At 71.2% G+C, this 17,190-nt stretch carries 17 protein-coding genes; 8 read left to right on the top strand and 9 right to left on the bottom strand.

Annotated features, from left to right (window positions below):
• Positions 1-195: 195 nt before the first annotated feature.
• The 4 genes from ABEA10_RS41640 to ABEA10_RS41655 all read right to left on the bottom strand — a co-directional run bounded on the left by ABEA10_RS41640 (position 196) and on the right by ABEA10_RS41655 (position 7,106).
• Complete coding sequence (locus tag ABEA10_RS41640; protein WP_345473681.1) at positions 196-999, bottom strand: DUF1684 domain-containing protein; 804 nt, start codon at positions 997-999, stop codon at positions 196-198.
• Between the two features lie 137 nt (positions 1,000-1,136).
• On the bottom strand, positions 1,137-2,639 hold the full coding sequence (locus tag ABEA10_RS41645; protein WP_345473683.1) for an MFS transporter: 1,503 nt from the start codon (positions 2,637-2,639) through the stop codon (positions 1,137-1,139).
• Positions 2,640-2,744: 105 nt separating this feature from the next.
• Entirely contained in the window at positions 2,745-3,725 is a 981-nt protein-coding gene (locus ABEA10_RS41650) for an NAD(P)/FAD-dependent oxidoreductase (protein WP_345473685.1), read from the bottom strand.
• Between the two features lie 162 nt (positions 3,726-3,887).
• Positions 3,888-7,106, bottom strand: a complete 3,219-nt coding sequence (locus ABEA10_RS41655; protein ID WP_345473687.1) for a GH116 family glycosyl hydrolase — start codon at positions 7,104-7,106, stop codon at positions 3,888-3,890.
• Between the two features lie 96 nt (positions 7,107-7,202).
• On the opposite strand from ABEA10_RS41655, the gene ABEA10_RS41660 reads away from it, so the two are divergent.
• Entirely contained in the window at positions 7,203-8,297 is a 1,095-nt protein-coding gene (locus ABEA10_RS41660; RefSeq protein WP_345473689.1) for a GTP-binding protein, read from the top strand.
• An 18-nt stretch (positions 8,298-8,315) separates the two neighbouring features.
• Here the strand turns inward: ABEA10_RS41660 and ABEA10_RS41665 are convergent, their stop codons facing one another.
• Entirely contained in the window at positions 8,316-9,206 is an 891-nt protein-coding gene (locus ABEA10_RS41665) for a LysR substrate-binding domain-containing protein (protein WP_345473691.1), read from the bottom strand.
• 71 nt (positions 9,207-9,277) lie between these two features.
• On the opposite strand from ABEA10_RS41665, the gene ABEA10_RS41670 reads away from it, so the two are divergent.
• Positions 9,278-10,351, top strand: coding sequence for a YeiH family protein (locus ABEA10_RS41670; RefSeq protein ID WP_345473693.1), 1,074 nt, complete (start codon positions 9,278-9,280; stop codon positions 10,349-10,351).
• On the opposite strand, the gene ABEA10_RS41675 is transcribed toward ABEA10_RS41670, so the two are convergent.
• The 4 genes from ABEA10_RS41675 to ABEA10_RS41690 all read right to left on the bottom strand — a co-directional run bounded on the left by ABEA10_RS41675 (position 10,340) and on the right by ABEA10_RS41690 (position 13,796).
• Entirely contained in the window at positions 10,340-10,927 is a 588-nt protein-coding gene (locus tag ABEA10_RS41675) for a Uma2 family endonuclease (RefSeq protein ID WP_345473696.1), read from the bottom strand. The genes ABEA10_RS41670 and ABEA10_RS41675 overlap by 12 nt on opposite strands.
• A gap of 139 nt (positions 10,928-11,066) precedes the next feature.
• Positions 11,067-11,864, bottom strand: a complete 798-nt coding sequence (locus ABEA10_RS41680; RefSeq protein ID WP_345473698.1) for a DUF3710 domain-containing protein — start codon at positions 11,862-11,864, stop codon at positions 11,067-11,069.
• A gap of 3 nt (positions 11,865-11,867) precedes the next feature.
• Positions 11,868-12,368, bottom strand: a complete 501-nt coding sequence (gene dut / locus ABEA10_RS41685; protein ID WP_425551028.1) for a dUTP diphosphatase — start codon at positions 12,366-12,368, stop codon at positions 11,868-11,870.
• Between the two features lie 192 nt (positions 12,369-12,560).
• Positions 12,561-13,796 (bottom strand): AI-2E family transporter, encoded by a 1,236-nt coding sequence (locus tag ABEA10_RS41690; RefSeq protein ID WP_345473700.1) that lies wholly within the window; start codon positions 13,794-13,796, stop codon positions 12,561-12,563.
• A 240-nt stretch (positions 13,797-14,036) separates the two neighbouring features.
• Here ABEA10_RS41690 and ABEA10_RS41695 point away from each other — a divergent pair, with 240 nt between their 5' ends.
• The 6 genes from ABEA10_RS41695 to ABEA10_RS41720 are packed head-to-tail and all read left to right on the top strand — an operon-like array spanning position 14,037 to position 17,171.
• Positions 14,037-14,744 (top strand): hypothetical protein, encoded by a 708-nt coding sequence (locus ABEA10_RS41695; protein WP_345473702.1) that lies wholly within the window; start codon positions 14,037-14,039, stop codon positions 14,742-14,744.
• Positions 14,744-15,280: a MauE/DoxX family redox-associated membrane protein gene (locus tag ABEA10_RS41700; RefSeq protein WP_345473704.1), complete on the top strand. Its 537-nt coding sequence runs from the start codon at positions 14,744-14,746 to the stop codon at positions 15,278-15,280. The genes ABEA10_RS41695 and ABEA10_RS41700 overlap by 1 nt, the downstream gene beginning before the upstream one ends.
• Complete coding sequence (locus tag ABEA10_RS41705) at positions 15,277-15,795, top strand: thioredoxin domain-containing protein (protein ID WP_345473706.1); 519 nt, start codon at positions 15,277-15,279, stop codon at positions 15,793-15,795. Before ABEA10_RS41700 ends, ABEA10_RS41705 begins: the two co-directional genes overlap by 4 nt.
• Before the next feature lie 43 nt (positions 15,796-15,838).
• Positions 15,839-16,426: a hypothetical protein gene (locus ABEA10_RS41710; protein ID WP_345473708.1), complete on the top strand. Its 588-nt coding sequence runs from the start codon at positions 15,839-15,841 to the stop codon at positions 16,424-16,426.
• Positions 16,413-16,589 (top strand): hypothetical protein, encoded by a 177-nt coding sequence (locus tag ABEA10_RS41715; protein ID WP_329240009.1) that lies wholly within the window; start codon positions 16,413-16,415, stop codon positions 16,587-16,589. Before ABEA10_RS41710 ends, ABEA10_RS41715 begins: the two co-directional genes overlap by 14 nt.
• Positions 16,590-16,607: 18 nt before the next feature.
• Positions 16,608-17,171 carry a hypothetical protein gene (locus ABEA10_RS41720; RefSeq protein ID WP_345473711.1) on the top strand — a complete coding sequence of 188 codons (564 nt, stop codon included), beginning with the start codon at positions 16,608-16,610 and terminating at the stop codon, positions 17,169-17,171.
• Positions 17,172-17,190: the final 19 nt, after the last annotated feature.

Raw genomic sequence — 17,190 nt, forward strand, 5'->3', positions numbered from 1 at the left:
CGGCCAGCGCGCCCACCTCAACCTTGTGATGTCACAGGAAGTTAGACCAGTCTGATCGTTTACATGAGAAAAGTGCCTCCGACCTGGAAGGGTTTGGATTGCGACGCCTAAACCATGCCGAGACCGGAAGGCACTTTCCCGGTGAAGATTACAGGCCGAATGTGCACCGAGGACCAACGGTGCTCGGCGCGAGATTCACTTCGATGTTTCGTAAGGGGTCTGCTCGCCCGCCTCGATGGCGAAGGGAAGTCGGTTCTCCGGCGGAGCCACCGGGCAGACGGGCAGGTAATTGAACGCGCACGGGAGGTTGAGCGCGCGATTGAAGTCCAGCACGACCGTTCCGTCCCCGTCAGGCTCGGGAATCAGCAGCGATCGGCACGCGCCGTAGGTGGTGACACCACTGGTCGCGTCGGTGAACACCGCCGCCATCCCGTTCACCGAACTGGTGAGAGAGAGGGCGTACTCCTCGTCGCCATAGGAGAACCTGACGATGCCGGGCGAGTCGTAGACGTGACTGTCGGTCTCCACACTGTCGAGTGACACCGACTTCGTTTCTTCATAGGGTTCGAATCGCCCCTTCAGTACAAAGCGAGGTTCGGGCTCGTAGACCGGCACACCGCGGAAATCGTTACGCGCCGGCGCTTGCGGGTCGTACGTCACGACCAGGTACTGATCCCGGTAGGTGACTCCTACCTGTAGATCGCCGACGGTGATCCGGACGTCATCCGGAGCCTCACTCAGATCCAGACCGCGGACCTCGGTGAAGGACTCGCCTTCGTAGGACATCGTCTGCCCTTGCGGATCGACGAAGAGCTTCTTGCCTTCCTGCCACCACAGGCCCGGCAGGCTAGGGTATTGCCGCGGCTCCGCATCCACCCAGTTCAAGGCGGTCGCAGCGAGCCAGCCGAAGGGCGCCGTCAGGAACTGTTCCCAGCCTGCCCTCCATTCGCGCCACTCCTGGACGAACTGGGCGTTGTTGTCGGCGTTGGTGGTTGTCATGGTGATACCTCTCTCTCGATGGAGCGAAGTCTCTCGAGTAGCTCGTTTGCGTATTGGTCATCGACGCTCCTCCCGAGCTCCCGAAAGTCGGTGAAAAATCATGGAAGGCGCGAAATGTGTCGTGCGGTCGCGTGCCGTTACACGGTGTCGGCGGGGGTGGTGCGGTCGGCGTTGATCGAGACGATGAAGACCACCAGCGCCAACGCGAGGATGCCGCCGCCTGCGGCGAACGCGACGTGGTAGCCGTGCAGGTACGCGCCCAGTTGCACCTTCTGGGCGTTGGCGGGGGCATGGGAGGCCAGGTAACCGCTGAACGCCGCGACGTACAGGGTGTTGAGCAGCGCCGTTCCCAGCGCACCGCCCACCTGCTGAGTGGCGTTGATCACCGCGCTGGCGACGCCCGCGTCATGCGGCGCGATGCCGTGCATCGCGACGGTGGAGATGGGAACGAAGACCATGCCCAGGCCGATGCTCATCACGATTTCTGACGGCAGCACCCCGCCGACCCAGCCCGAACCCTCGTCCAGAGTGGTCAGCAGCAGCAGGCCTGCCGTGCCGAGCGCCGTTCCCGTCACCAGCAGCGGTTTGGGCCCGAAGCGATTCAGCAGCCTGGAGACGAGGGTCGCGGTCAAGATGATGCCGCTACTGAACGGCAGGAACGCCAGGGCCGCCACGAGCGGGTTGTAGCCGAGATTGACCTGGAAGAAGTACGTCAGGAACAGGAAGATCCCGAACATTCCCGCGAAGATGAGCAGCGAGGCCAGCAGCATGCCGCCCCGGTTCCGGTCCAGCACCACCCGCAGCGGCAGCAGAGGGTGGCTGGTGCGCGCCTCGCGTACGACGAAGGCGGCCAGCAACACCACGGCGGACGCGAGCAGGATCACGGTCACGGGAGCGAGCCGGCCCACGCCGCTGCTCGCGGCCTCGGTGAGCCCGTACACCAGCGCGGTGAGCCCGCCGGTGGCAAGGATCGCGCCGGGCACGTCGTAGCGGCGATCGCCCTCGGCACGGCTCTCGCGAATGGTCGACGGCGCGAACACCGCCACGGCGATCGCGAGCGGAACATTGACGAACAGGCACCAGCGCCAGTCCGCGTACTCGGTCAGAACCCCGCCGAGGATCAATCCGACGGCGCCTCCGGCGCCCTGCACCGCGCCGTACACGCCGAAGGCCCTGGCCCGCTCGGCCGGCTCGGTGAAGGTGACCGCGACCAGGGACAGGGCAGCGGGAGCGAGCAAAGCGGCGAATGCTCCCTGCAGAGCTCGCGCGCCGAACAGCATCGCCTCGTTGACCGCGGCGCCGCCGATCGCCGAAGCCGCGGCGAACCCGAGCAGGCCGATCAGGAAGGCGCGCTTGCGTCCGGCGAAGTCGGCGATCCGCCCGCCGATCAGCAGTAGTCCGCCGAACGCGAGCGTGTAGGCGGTGACCACCCACTGCCGGCTGTTGGCAGAGATGTGCAGATCAGCCTGCGCGTGCGGCATGGCGATGGTGACGATTGAGGAGTCGAGCACGACCATCAGGGTCGAGACGGCGATAAGGGCCAGAGCCAACCACCGGCGCGGGTCGGCCGCCGGTGCTTGCGGCCGGGCGGCCGGTCCCGCGGACAGAGCGTCCGGGACTGGACTGCTGTTTTCGGGCATGGCGATACTCGCAAAGGTGTTGAAGAGGGTCTGAGATCAACGTGCCGGACGGCTAGGCGGTCATCAGTCCGCCCGGCGAGAAGGCAGGCGTGTGGCGTTATGGCATCAGGAGTGGGCGACCGCGCGGGCGGTGTCCTCGGTGGTCAGGTCGGCGTTGATCGCCGCCGCCGCGGTCACACCGGACGCGGCGGACTGCATCACGCCGGCGGTGACGTCGGTGACGTTGCCCGCGACATACACCCCTGGTGCCGCAAGCCCGGTCGGCTCGGCCTTCACCTGTTCGCCGATGCCGGCCGGGTGTTCCACAACGGTGACGCCCAACCCGTCGAGCAGCCCGTGCCGGGCGGCGAACCACGGACCGACCACCACGACACCACGCGGGATGATCTCCCCCGAGCCCAAGCGCACCCCGGTGATGCCGTCGTCCTTGACCTCGATGCCGACCACCTCGCCCTCCACCACACTGATGCCGCGGGCGGTCAGCTGTTCCCGCTGCTCACTGGTCGGTTCGGGTGCGGTGTGCTGCAAGAGGATCACATCGTCGCTCCACTGCCGCCACATCAGTGCCTGCATCGCGGCCACCGGACCGGTGGCAAGCACGGCGAGCGGCCGGTCGCGCACCTCCCAGCCGAAGCAGTACGGGCAGTGCACCACATCGCGCCCCCACCGATCGCGCAGCCCCGGGATGTCGGGCAATTCGTCGGCCAGGCCGGTGGTCACCAGCACCCGGCGCGCCCGGTAGCCGGTGCCGTCGGACAGGGCGACCTGGAACCCGCCGTCTGCCGGCCGCTCCAGCGAGGTGACCTCGCCCTCGATGATCGTGCCGCCGTAGCCACGCACTTCGCTTCGGCCGATCTTCAACAGGTCGAGCGGGGGCACGCCGTCGCGGGTGAGATACCCGTGGGCGTGCGCCGCCGGGGCGTTGCGCGGATGACCGGCGTCCACGACGAGGACCGAACGGCGCGCCCGAACCAGCGTGAGGGCGGCGCCCAAGCCCGACAGGCCGCCGCCGACCACCAGAACGTCGTACTCCTCTTGCCCGCCGAGCGCGGCGCGCCTGGGTGAGGCTTCCTGAATGTTCGTCATGCTCAAAGAGTGGGACGCCTTCCCATAGGCGGCAAGGGAGCTTGCCAGCCTGGCAAATCAGCGGGCGTGGCCGACCAGCTCGACGCGAGGGGCAGGCGTCCCAGCGGCGTCGATCGTGTCGCCGTGCAGCGTTCCGGTGAAGCGCTGGTGGAAGCCCGGCGGCTACCGGTCGGCGGCGACCTCGACGCGGAGGTGGTGTCCCGCGCCGATCGTGAGAGGGGCGGTGAAGGTGACCTCCGCGGTCGTGCCCTCGACGCGGACCGACGCGACGTGTACGTCGCCCCGCGGGCCGTGGGCGGTGACCGTCAGGCGCGCGGGGTCCGGCGGGGTGGCCAGTTCCAGTGTGAAGGTGCGGACGGTCACCTCGCCGTGCCGTACCTCGACCTCGCACGTCTGCCGGTGTCCGTCGCGGCGCTGCCGGTACAGGCCCCAGCCTCCGGCGGCGGTGAAGGCCGCGGCGAAGTCCTCGGGCCTCACCTTCGGCGCGAAGCCGAGGCGGCCCGCCGGGCCGTGGTGGGAGTAGCCGCACGCGGCCAGGTACACGCCGTATCCCGCCATCGCCCGCGCGTAGTGCTCGCTGCACTCGATCTCGTTGTACGGGTTCCGCTTGCCCGCGGCGTACCGGTCGTGGACGGCGCGCGTGACCGTCAGGCCCTCGTCGACGAGCCCCTCGTAGACCATCTGCGTGGCGAGCTGGTACTCCTGGCCGGTCCACGACTCGTTGAAGTAACTCGCCGACCAGCTCGGCGGGTCGCCGTTCGCCTGGTCGGCGCCGCCGTGCGGGAAGGTCGTCATCACCACGGCGGGCTCGTGCGCCGCCGCGAACCACCGGCCGCCCGGGATCTGCGGATGGTCCGTACGGTACGCCGCCGGGTCGGGCACGTAGTTGTACCGGTAGATGCCGGCCAGGGCGGTCTTCGCCTTGTCCTCGGGGAACACCCGGGGCAGGCCGAGCTGGAGCGCCAGGCTCTGGCCGAACATCTGGTCGATGTGGCAGCCGATGTTGGTGTTGACCGCCTCGGGATGGTGCTGGTCGACGATCTGGATGAAGTACTCCCCCGTCCACAGGTCGGTGGCGAGCGAGCGGCAGCCGGAGTCGGCGAGCGAGCGGCACCGCTTGGCGAACGCCGTGTCGCCCATCTCATCGGCCATCTCCGCCCCGGCGTACAGCGCCGCGGCGTACATGCCGGTCATCCAGGCGATCTCGCCGTACCAGACGGCGTCGAGCGTGTTGGGCTGCGGGCCTTCGAGCGTGCCGTCCTGCCGGTCGTCGCGGCTCATCACCCAGCCCAGTGCCTGCTTGGTCCGTGGCCAGACGCGCCGCAGGAACGCCGTGTCGCGCGTCATCTGGTGTTCGCGGTAGATCCGCAGGATCGTGCCGCACTGGCCGTCGGTGGCCCAGCCCATGTCGGCCTCGGCCCGGTTTCCGATCTCCCCCGTGCCGGCGTGGAAGCCGACGCCCAGGTCGACGCGTTCGCGCGTGTCGCGCTCCAGCGAGGGGAACAGGCGGCCGATCGCCTGCGCGTAGTTCCACACGTGCTCGCAGGTGCCCGCGCAGCAGCCGACGCCCTCCCACGCGTAGAACCGTCCGCCGGCGAACTTCAGGCAGGTGGAGGTGGCCAGGGTCGACGCCGTGGCGAGCGTGCGTTCGAGGAGCCAGTGCGGCAGTGTCGCGTCGGTGTACCAGGTGTCCACCCAGCTCCGGGTGGCCTTCTCCAGCCGCCCGATCTCCCGGGCGAGATGGCGCATGACCTCGGACGCGGAGTCGAACCGCTCGGCGTAGTGGCGGCGCAGCGTCGCACTCCCGGACAGGAACGCCAGGGCGACGCGGTCCGGCACCGGGAAGTACCAGGCGTAGGCGAACCGTACGGTGCGGCTCTGCCCGGGGCGGAGCCGTACGGGCACGGTCACCGCGCCGGCGATCGTGCCCAGGCCGCCGTCGATCTCGCCGGGCCCGGCGCCCGCCTCGGCGATCTCCTCCGGCGTGCTCCACTTCGCGAGCGACGGGCGTACGCGGGCGTCCGCCTCGAGCGCGGCGAGCGTCACCGTGCCGCCGTCGGTGAGCGTGTCGATCGGCTGGTGGGAGGGCGGCACGTCGGTGAAGACGATCCGGTCGACGTTCACGTGGCCCCAGCCGCCGGTGGCCTCGTCGACGATCTCGATGCGGGCCGTGCGGCCCTGATGGCGGATCAGGTCCATGCCGCGTACGGTGAGCGGCTCGGTGTTGTCGCCGGTGACGGAGGCGACCACGGCGCCGTCCACGACGACGCGGGCGCAGGTGTGCGCGGCGTCGGCGCCGCCGCCCACCCGTACGGTGACGTAGCGGCGCTCGATGGTGAAGTCCTGGCTGGTCAGCTTGCCGGTGTACGCGTCGGCCCGGCCCGCGTCACCGTTCGCGGCCTGGAAGTTGTGCGAGGTGACGAACCGCTGCCCGGAGACGCGCAGGTCGCCGAAGCGCTTCATGTAGTCCGGCACCTGGTCGGCGAGCACCGGTCCGGCGCCGAACGCGTCGCCCTCGACGGTCCAGCCCTCGTACGTGGTGCGCTCCCAGTCCTCGAACACGATGTCCGGCCGGGGCTGGGCGGCCTCGCCCGCGGCTGCGGTGAACTCCACGCCCGCGAAGCCCTCGCCGCCGACCCGCTCGCCGGACAGCGTGATCGGCTGCTGTGAGCGGGCGCGCAGGCAGACGGGGTTCTCGGCCCAGGCGGTGAGCTCGGCGCGCACGGGACGCGAGGACGTGTTGGTGACGGTGTAGGCGAGGACGGTGACCGGCAGCGTCGAGTCGTCGGCCTCCCCGGGCACGAACGGCGAGTAGGCGTCGAGGTGGACCCGGACCGGAGAGTTCTGGGCGCGGTAGTCGACGCGGCCGATCGGGTACTGGCCGGTGAAGGCGACGTCGTCGAACCCGTCGCCGTCGATGCGGCGCGCCCGGTCGCCGGTGGTCTTGATCACGACGCCCTGGCCGAACGGGGAGAACGGGTCGCGCGGCGCGGTGTAGGTGCTGCCGCCGGCCTCGGCGCCGGGCGCGGCCGGGCCGTTGTCGATGTCCCAGTACCAGAGCCGGCCGTCGCCGCCGAGGTAGACCTGACCGCAGCAGCCGCCGCCCACCGGCATGCCGATGTAGCGCAGGTCGGAGCCGGTGTAGCGGGTCGGCACGCCGCGTTCGCGCAGGCCGGCGGGGACGGGCTTGGCGGCGGGCACGAGCGAGCGGTTCGGCAGCGTGCCCGCCGCGAGCGCGTCCCGGGTGTGCGCGGCGAGTACGGCGGCGCTCGCCGCGGCGGCCGACAGGCTGAGGAAGCCACGGCGGCTTACGCGCCCGCCGTCGCCGCCACCGTGGCCGCCGCACCGGCCGCCGCAACAGTCCGTGTGGTGATCGTTCATGCTCCCCACCCTCTCCGAGAAATCGATTTCTGAAATCGATTTCTCGGGCAAAATAAGTTAGCCTCGGCTCGCTGTCAACGACTCTTGGAGCGTGACATGGCGACGTTCGTCCCCTTCGGCGGTTTCCTCGGTGCTGGCAAGACGACCACACTGCTCGCGGCGGCCCGGCGGTTCTCCGGCGAGGGCCGCCGTGTCGCGGTGGTCACCAACGACCAGGGACGCGACCTCGTCGACACCCGGCTCGCCCGCGCCGAGGTGTCGCGCGTGTCCGAGGTGACCGACGGGTGCTTCTGCTGCCGGTTCGAGGACCTGGCGACGGTCGTGACCTCTCTGCTGGACGACGGAGTGGACGTCGTACTGGCCGAGGCCGTCGGCAGCTGCACCGACCTGCGGGCCACCGTGGTCCGCCCGCTCCGCCGCGACCACGGCGACCGGCTCCGCGTCGCGCCGCTGACCGCGGTCGTCGACCCGGACCGCTACCGGCTGTTCGCCCGCGCCTGGGACGTCGGCGCGGAGTCCGACCTGGCGTACCTGTACGCCCACCAGCTCGCCGAGGCGGACGTCATCGCCGTGAACAAGACCGACACCGTGCCGGAGGACCGGCTGCCCGCCCTCCTGGCCGACGTCCGCCGACGCCACCCGGCCGCACGCGTGGTGCCGTACTCGGCCGCGTCCGGCGAGGTCGGCGAGCTGCTGGCGGCCCTGGCGGACCCGGTCGCCGACACCGACGAGGACCCGAAGCTGGACTATGACCGGTACGCCGCGGCGGAGGCGGCGCTGGCCTGGCTCAACCACGCGGTGACGCTGACCGCGCCGGGGTCCGGCTTCCACCCGGGACGATGGGCGACGACGGCGCTGGTGACACTGTCGTCGGCCTGCGCGTCCGCCGGCGCGCTGATCGGCCACGCCAAGCTCAGCCTGGACACGCCCGGCGGCCTGACGAAGGCGAGCCTGACGGAGGCCGGCGGGACACCCCGGCTGGACACCACCGGCCCGGGACGCGCGTCCGGAGGCCGGGCGGTGTTCAACCTGCGGATCGCGTGGACACCGGAGGCCCTGGACCGGGCGACCACCGACGCCGTACGCGCCGCGGACCTGGCCTGCGGGACACACGCGGCGCCCGAGCCGGACACCCCCGCCTTCCGCCCCGCCTACCCACGCCCCACCCACCGCATCCCGGCCGGCCACTGAACGACGGCCGCCGAGCGGTCAGCCGCGGGTGACGCGGAGGAGGCGGACGGCGGTGTCGGGCAGTTCGCGGCCTCGGGGCCAGACGGCGCGCAGGACGCGGTTCAGGTTCAGTTCGGTGGGGACCTCGACCAGGCGGCCCGCCGCGATCTCGTCCGCGACGGCCAGGGCGCTCAGTACGGCCGGGGCCGTGCCGGAGACCGCCGCGATGCGCAGGGGCGCGGTGCCGCCCAGCTCCAGCGCGGGCTCGGTCACTCCCCCGTACGGCGCCAGGGCCGCCTCCAGGGTCTCGCGGGTGCCCGAGCCCGCCTCGCGCAGCAGCAGCGGCGTCGTGGCGAGTTCGACGGGGCGCAGCGGGCGGCGTTTACGCGACCACGGGTGGGCCGGGGAGGCCACGACGACGAGCCGGTCGCGCGCCACGGCGCGGCTGTGCAGGTCGCGCGGCGCGCCCCGGCCCTCGATGAACCCCAGGTCTGCCTCGCCGCCGCGCAGACGCTCGATCACGTGGGCGCTGTTGGCGACGTTCAGCTCGACGTGCACGTCCGGATCGACGTCCCGCAGTGTGACGAGCCAGCCCGGCATCAGGTTCTCGGCGATGGTCAGGCTCGCGGCCACGCGTAGCCGGCCGTGCTGGCGGGCGCGGAGCGCGGAGACGCCCTCGACCAGCGCGTACGCCGATTCGAGCACGGTCCTCGCCCAGTCGGTCACCACGAGCCCGGCCGAGGTGAGCCGGGAACCGCTGGGCGAGCGTACGAGCAGGCGGACGCCCAGCCGGCGTTCGAGCGTGCGCATGCGGGCGCTGGCGGACGGCTGGCTGATCCGCTGCCGCGCGGCCGCCTGCCCGAGGCTGCCCGTCTCGGCGACGGCGACGAGCAGTTCGAGCGCCTCCAGGTCCGGCAGACGTTGACTCATAGAGAAACCCTATGGCCTGCCAGCGCAACACCTGCTAGTGCGTCCTCCGTACGGGCCCGATGCTGAAGATCATGACCACTTCGACGACGCGCCCCCATGCCCACCGCACCTCGCCGGCGACCGGGTCGCGTCGCGTACGGAACGTCGCGCCGGGCCTCGCGGTGTCCGCGGTCGCGGTCGTGGTGGCCTGGTGCGTGCATCGGCTGGCGGGCCCGGTGCCGATGCTGACGGCGGCCCTGCTGCTGGGCATCGTCGCGGTCAACACCGGGGTCCTTCCCGACGCGACACGGGCGGGGACGCGGTTCGCGGCGCGAACGCTGATGCGGGCGGGCGTGGTGCTGCTCGGGCTCCAGGTGTCGCTGAGCGACATCGCGGGGCTGGGCTGGCAGACGATCGCCATGACGGTGGCCGTGCTGCTCGCGACCCTGCTCGGCACGCCGTGGCTGGGGCGGCTGATGGGCCTGTCTCACCGGCTGTCGCTGCTGGTCGCCGCCGGTTGTGCGATCTGCGGAGCGTCGGCCGTCGCGGCCGTGGACGGCGTGCTCGGCGCCCGCGACGACCGCAAGACCGGGGACCGCACCGACGACGGTGAAAGGGAGGGCGATGCGGCGACGGCGGTCGCGGTGGTCATGCTGTGCGGCACCCTGGCGATCGCGGTGATGCCGGTGCTGGGTCATCTGCTCGGCCTGTCCGCCTACGACGAGGGCCGCTGGGCCGGCGCCAGCGTGCACGACGTGGGCCAGGTCGTCGCGACGGCCACGGCCCTGGGCCCGGCGGCCGTCGTCCCGGCGATCACGGTCAAGCTGGTCCGGGTGGCCATGCTCGCCCCGGTGACGACCGTGATCGGCCTGCGTGCCCGCCGTGGCGCCGCGTCCGGGACCCGTCGCCCCGCGGTGCTGCCGGTCTTCCTGATCGCATTCGTGGCGATGGTCCTGATCCGCTCGACCGGCAAGGTGCCCGCGGACCTCCTGAACGACGTGAGCGTCGTGAAGGACCTGCTGTTCGCCGCCGCCCTGTTCGGCCTGGGCACCGCCGTACGCGTGCGCCTCCTGGTGCGGACCGGCCACCGCGCCCTGCTGCTGGGTCTGACGTCCTGGGTGCTGATCGCCGGCGTCTCCTACGCCGGCGTCCTGCTAACCCGCTGACCGCCGCGGCCCGACGAGATCCCCCGGATCGAAGCTCACCGGGAAGGGCTCGGCGAGCTTGAGCGTCTCTCCCGCCCTCGCCTCGGCGACGCGCTCGTACTTTCCGTCGCGAAGCTCAGAGGCCAGGACCCGAGGCCCCGCCGGGAGCTCGATCTCCATGTAGAAGGGGATCCCGCCCTTGGCGTACTGCTGCGGCTTCCACGCACGCTCGAAGGTGGAGTTTCCCGGACTGATGATCTCCACGACCATGAGGACGTCCTCGGGTGCGACGTACATGCTGCCGCTTGCGAAGAGGGCCTCTGATTTCGCCACCATCACGTCCGGAATGAACATGTCGGCGCCGACGCGGAGGTTCGTCTCTGGGCTGGCCTCCAGCTCGCGTGGCGCCGCAGAGTCGAGGATTCGGATCAGCCGCTTACCCGCGGCCTGGTGAGGCGGAGGAGGCACGGGGGATACCACCAGTCTTCCCTCGATGAGCTCATACCGCATGCCGTTCTTCGGCGGCGCCGCGAGCACATCGTCGATCGTCCAAGGCTCTGAGTGAACGTCCTGCGGCATGGCGAGCACCTCGGTCATCGGTGGGTCACCTCCGTACACGTTGCCAGTGTCACATGCCGAGCGGTGACTACCCTATGCGATCGAATGATTACGGGAACATGAGTTCGAGAAAACCCGCCACCGGTGGTTTCGTCGGTGGCGGGTCTTCTTGTCGGGCTCAGCGGACCTCGGTGATCTCCGGGCCGCGCTCGAAGGGGTTGAGCGGCGGACGGTCGCCCTCGCCCTCTTGCTCGGGGTTCATCGCCTGCTGGGCCTCGGCCGGCAGCGAGAGCTCGAGCAGCTCACGCGGCGGCATCGGGGCGTCGCCCCGGACCACGACGATCTGCTGGAACACCTGCTCCATGATCGCCGCCTGCTCCGGGTCCTCCAGGGCGGCACCGCTCAGCACGCCGCGCAGGAACCAGCGAGGGCCGTCGACGCCGATGAAGCGGACCGGCTGCCAGCCGAAGCCCTGCTCGGCGATCTCGGCCGGGACCTGGTCGCGCATCTCCTCCGGGATGGCCACCGGGACCATGCCGTGCAGCTCCTTGCCGAACGGGCCCTCGGCCTCCTGGGTCTCCCCCTCGGCCTGCTTGATCTCGTCGGCGGTCTCCTTGCGGACCTCGTCCCAGATCCCGTTCTTCTTCGGCGCGGCGAAGGGCTGCACCTGCAGCCCGCTCTCCCCGTGCACGATCGTGATCGCGACGATGCGGCCGCCCACGGGGTTGCCCTGGGCGTCCTGCTCGACGGCCTCGACGTTCACCTGGATCTCGATGCCCTCCCCGATGGGCACCTGGATCGCGCCGAAATCGACGCGCTCCATCTCCGGAACCCCTTCGGCCTCGGAGTCCCACGGGCCACCGTGCGACACGACCGCGGGCTCATCGTCGGGCTCGGCCTGCTCGTCCGCGACGGTCTCCTCCTCGGTCGGCTCGACGTTCTCGGGCTCATCGTCCCGACGACGGCGTCGAAACACGACTCACGCTCCTTCACTGCTGTGCTGGACGGACGCGCCCGCGACGCGACCTTGGACTGTCCCCGCGTACCCGCCGGTGGACCCGAATCCACCGTCTCCGCGGGCCGACCCCGGCAGGGTCTCGACCTCATGGAAGACCGCCCGCTCCACACGCTGGATGACCAGCTGCGCGATGCGGTCGCCGCGCTTCAGGCGGACGGTGTTCCGGATATCGGTGTTCAGCAGGGTGACCTTGATCTCTCCCCGGTAACCCGCGTCGACGGTGCCCGGGGCATTGACGATCGTCACTCCCAATCTAGCCCCCAGTCCGGACCGCGGATGCACGAAGGCCGCGTAGCCGTCGGGCAGGGCGATCGCGATCCCCGTCGGCACCATCTGGCGCTCACCGGGCGCGAGCTCGACGTCCTGCGCGGCGCACAGGTCGGCCCCGGCGTCACCGGGATGCGCGTACGCGGGCGCGGGCAGGCCCGGGTCCAGTCGCTGGATCAGTACGTCCACGGTCAACGTCTCACCTCGTCGTCATGGGCCCTTCGGCACGTCACAGGGCGTGACATTACCGCCTGCACGGACTGTTTCCGGTGACCACGCCCGGAACGACGGCCAGAAGCGAGGACTGACCGGCATCCGGCGCTGCGCACCGGATGCCGGTGCGCGGCGTACGGCGCCGGGCCCGAGAGCGCGCACCGCCGCCCCCTTTCAGGTGGGCCGCGGCCCGTCCGGGCGCGGCTCCTCCTCTCGCGATTCGTCGGGCGGCGCCTCCTCGGACCGCGTCTCCTCAGGTGAGGCGGACGGATCCTCGGGCGCCGGCGCGCCCCGACGCGTGCCCGGCGCACGCAGGCGTCCACCGGCGAGGGACGGCGGCTTGGCCGGGGAATCGGCGGGCGTCGGCTCGGAGGAGTCGCGCAGCGCCGGCACCGCGCGGTAGAGGACGGCGGCCGTGGGCACGGCGACCGCGGCGCCCGGGATGCCGCCGACCACCCCGCCGATCGTGATCGCGAGGATGATCGCGAGCGGGTGGAAGCGCACCCACCGGCCGACCACGAGCGGCTGCAGGACGTGCCCCTCCAGCTGCTGTTCGAGGACCAGGATGCCGAGGAAGACGAGCGCGGCGATGCCGCCCTTGACGCTGAAGACGACGAGGACCGCCAGCGCACCGGCGACCAGGATGCCGACGATCGGGATGAAGCTGCCGAAGAAGACGATGACCGCGAGCGGCGCGACCAGCGGCACTCCCATGATGATCAGCACGATCGCGATGACCACCGAGTGGATGAGCGCCACGATCACCGTGCCGTGGACGTACTGCGACAGCGTCTCCCACGCCGCGCGGCCGGCCCGGTCGAAGCGCTCGCGGTACTGGCCGAAGCCGCGGATGAGCCAGTTCCAGATGCCGCGTCCGTCCTTGAGCAGGAAGAACGTGACGAAGAACAGGAACACGATGGACGCGATCACCTCACCGGCGACGGTGGCGCCGGTGAAGACGGTGTTCACGACCTTGCCGCGCTGCTGCTGGAGCTGTTTGAGCAGCTCGTCGATGGCCGACTGCAGCTGGGAGTTCTTCAGGTGGAGCGGCCCGGTGACGAGCCAGTGCTGCCCCTGTTTGACGGTGTGCTGGATGCGGTCGACGAGGTGGGGGAACTGGTCGTTGGCCTGGATGCCGACGAACGTGCCGACGCCGCCGAGCACGGCGAACGCCAGCAGCATGGTCAGCCAGGTGGCGGCCAGGGACGGCATCCAGCGGCGCAGCCGGTCGGTCACCGGTTGCAGCAGGGCGCACAGGAGCAGGGCGACCGCGCAGGGCAGGACCACGAGCCGCAGCCGGTCGATGATGTTGACGACCGCGTAGACCACGATGCCGATCACGATGAGCCGCCAGCACCACGCCGCGGCGGCGGCCAGGGCCGGTGGCACCCGCGGATCCCGTTCCGTCACGTCTCTCCTCCGACGCTGGCCCTACCCGAACTCCCCGTGTCAACTCGGGCGGGCCCATCGTGTCATGTCCGGCGCGTCAGGGACGACGCCTTGGTGGCCCTGGGTGTTCACTCGACGGCGGACCTTGGCCACATACGGGCAGCCGCGGTTCGGCGGTGACGCGGCCGGGGATCCAGACGTACACGGATTTACATCCCGTTCTTCGCACGTCTCGTTCATCATCCTCCGGGGAGGTTCGTCATGGCCGACGCGAGGCCCGCGAGCGTCGTACACCGGTCCCTCGACGGGTACCGCTTTCAGATCTCCGGGGGGCTCGACCTCAGGGAGCCGTTCACCTCGGTCGGCCGGTACGCCGTCGACGGCCGGCTCTATGAGCTGACCTCCGGGGGGCATTCCGTGGCGACGGGATGGACCCGCGACCTCGGTGTCAGCCGGTTCGACGATGAGTTCTCCCTGCCGAACGGGCGGCTGCGCACCGTACGGGTCACCGACTACGACAAGCGCTCCGGTCTGGAGGACCAGCTGCTCGCCGTGGTCTGGGAGGGCAAGCGGTTCTCGCTGTTCGTACCGATGTACAACGCCAAACCCGCCGAGGCCGTCCATCTCTTCCAGCTCCTCGGGGTGACCGAGCACACCGACGGCCTCACCGTCGCCTCGCGCAACCCCAAGCGCGCGGGCATCGCCGAACCCGCCGAGATGGTCAAGGAGGTGCCCGACCTCGGCCTGCTGCAGATGACGGCGCTCAACAAGACGACCGCGCGACGGCTCCCCACCTGGCGTGGCGCGAAGCTGCCGCACGGCGAGCTGTTCCGCGACACGCTCGACGACGACAGCACCTACTTCGTGCTCGCCACGCCCTCCGCGATGGTCACCGTGCTGCCGCACGAGGACGTGTCCAGCAAGGTTCCGGCACGGCTGTCCGCGCTCAAGGTCGAGACCGTCGCCTGATGACCGAGATGCTCACGGGCGTCTGCGCCGGCACCGTCGCACTCGTCCTGCTGCTGGCGTTCGCGGGGCACCTGCGCGCCCCGCGTACGCTGCCGGCCGCGCTGGCCGCCCACCGGGTCGTGCCCGGCCCGCTGCGGTGGCCGGTCGCGGTCGTCGTCATCGCGCTCGAAGGCGTGCTCGGGGCCGCCGTGGGCTACGCCGTGGCGGCCGGGCGCCCGCACACGCTCACGCTCGCGGCGGGCTGCGCCGTGGTCCTGTTCGCCGGCTACGCGGGCTATGGCCTGTACGTCCTGCGCACCCGGCCGAGCGTGCCGTGCGGCTGTGCGACCGGTCCGGGCGGGGACACGCCGATGAGCGGCTGGGTGGCCGGACGCGCCGCCGCGCTCGCGCTCGCGTCCCTCGTGGCGGTCACCGGAACGACGCCGGAGCACGGCAGCCACATCGCGATCGCGGTGCTGGCCTCCGTCGTGTTCGCGGTGCTGCTCTCGCTGCTGCCCCAGGCCATGTTCGATCCCGAAAGGCAGGCCGTCTCATGAGTTTCGAGACCACCGCACTGCTCCTGACGTGGGTGGCGCTCGTGCTGCTCGCGCTGGTCGTCTCCGGCCTGGTGCGTCAGGTGCACCATCTCACGCGGGGGCCGCGCAGCCGCGACATCGGCCTGCGGGCCGGCACGCCCGCGCCCGCCCTGGACGTCGTACGGGCCGAGCCCGGTGAGGCGACCCTCCTGCTGTTCCTGAATGAGGACTGCCCGGTCTGCCACGACGTCTTCCAGGAGGCGCTCGGCCTCCGCGGCGGCCCGGCGACCAGGGCGATCTTCGCCGAGGAGCCGATCGGCGCGGACCCGCCGGCGAACCTGACGATCCTGCCGCACCAGGCCGAGCTCTTCACGGCGTACCAGGTGCCGGCCACGCCGTACGCGGTGATCATCGGCGCGGACGGGCGGGTGCGCACGGCCGAGCCGGTCGGGTCGATCCGCGGCCTGCACACCCTGGTCACCGACGCCGGTGGACGACTGCACGACGACGCGGAGCTGGACCCCAGCACGCGCTGAAGTCTGAGGCGGCCACGACCGGCCGCCGGAACGAGGAGTGGCCATGCTCGATCTCGACAGCGTCCCCCCACTGCGCGGCCCCCGCCCGGAGGGCGCCGAGCGCGTACGCCGCCGCGCGCCCGCGGCGACCGCCGAAGGCGTCGGCCGCCGGTCCATGCTCGGCGGAGTGATCGCCGCCGGCACCACGGCCGGGCTGGTCGCCGTGGGGGTCTTCTCCCCGGCGCGCAAGGCCCTGGCGGCCTCGGGACCCGGCACGACGGGCTGGACCCCGGGCACCTACACGCACGGCCTGACCCCGGGCTACTACGACATCTACAGCAAATGCCCGTCGTACGCGTCGTCGCACAACTGCTCCCCCGGCTGCGGGCCCAGCACCGTCGACCCGAACGCGTGCCGGACGAGCGGCAAGTACCGCGGCTATCACAAGTCGGGCGTCTCGGACCCGGGCCAGTACAAGCTGCGGCCGAACGAGTGCTACGGCTCCAAGTACGACGGCTGGATCTGGCACTACGCGAACCCCTGCGGAGACTGCCCCACGTCCGTGACCTGGCGCTGCCACGACGGCTGGACCAAGAGCGCCACCGGCACCTGGTACAAGTCGATCTGCCGGTGGGCGTATGCCTGCAGCTGAGGCGTTGCCCGCGGGACGCCTGCGCCGTGGCCTGACCGAGCCGTTGCTGCCGTTCGCCGCGCTGGCCCTGCTGGCCGTCGCGGCGGCCGCCGCCGGCCACGCGGTGCTGTGCTGGGCCTCGGTCGGGGCGCTCGCGGGCTATTCGCTGTCCGGCTCGGTTTGAACGCGTAACAGCGACTTCGTGCTGTTCTCGCCAGGTTGGCGGGCTCCCGTACGGCAGGGCCAGGTCCTCGCCGTCTTCTCCGTCGGGCTGCTGCTCGGCGGCACGCTCACCGCGACCGTGCTGTGGCTGCTGTCCGGCCTCGCAGCGCCCCTTCCGGGCGCGGTGCGCACCGGACTCCTCATCGCCGTGGCGGCCCTCGGCGTCGCACGCGAGGCCGGGTGGGTACGGATCCCGATGCCGCAGAACGCCCGGCAGATCCCGCAGGAGGTGCTGCGCGCCCGGATTCGGCGGGGCGCGCTGCAGTTCGGCTTCGAGCTCGGCACCGGCGTACGCACCTTCGTGTCCGCGAGCGCCCCGTACGTCGTCGCGCTCGGGTTGCTGCTCGCCCACCAGGGACCGGTGCCGACGATCCTGACCGGCACGGGCTTCGGAGTCGGCCGCGCGGCGACCGCGGCGGCACGTTATGCCAGCCGCCACGACGAGTGGGACGACCGCCGCGTGACCCGCATGCCGTTCCTGACGAACGCGATCGGCGTGACCGTGCTCATCGCCCTGGTCCTGCTGTCCGTACGCGGCACGTGAACCGGGCCGCGCGCTCCTG

This window comes from Actinoallomurus oryzae (assembly GCF_039541955.1).
Lineage (GTDB): Bacteria > Actinomycetota > Actinomycetes > Streptosporangiales > Streptosporangiaceae > Actinoallomurus > Actinoallomurus oryzae.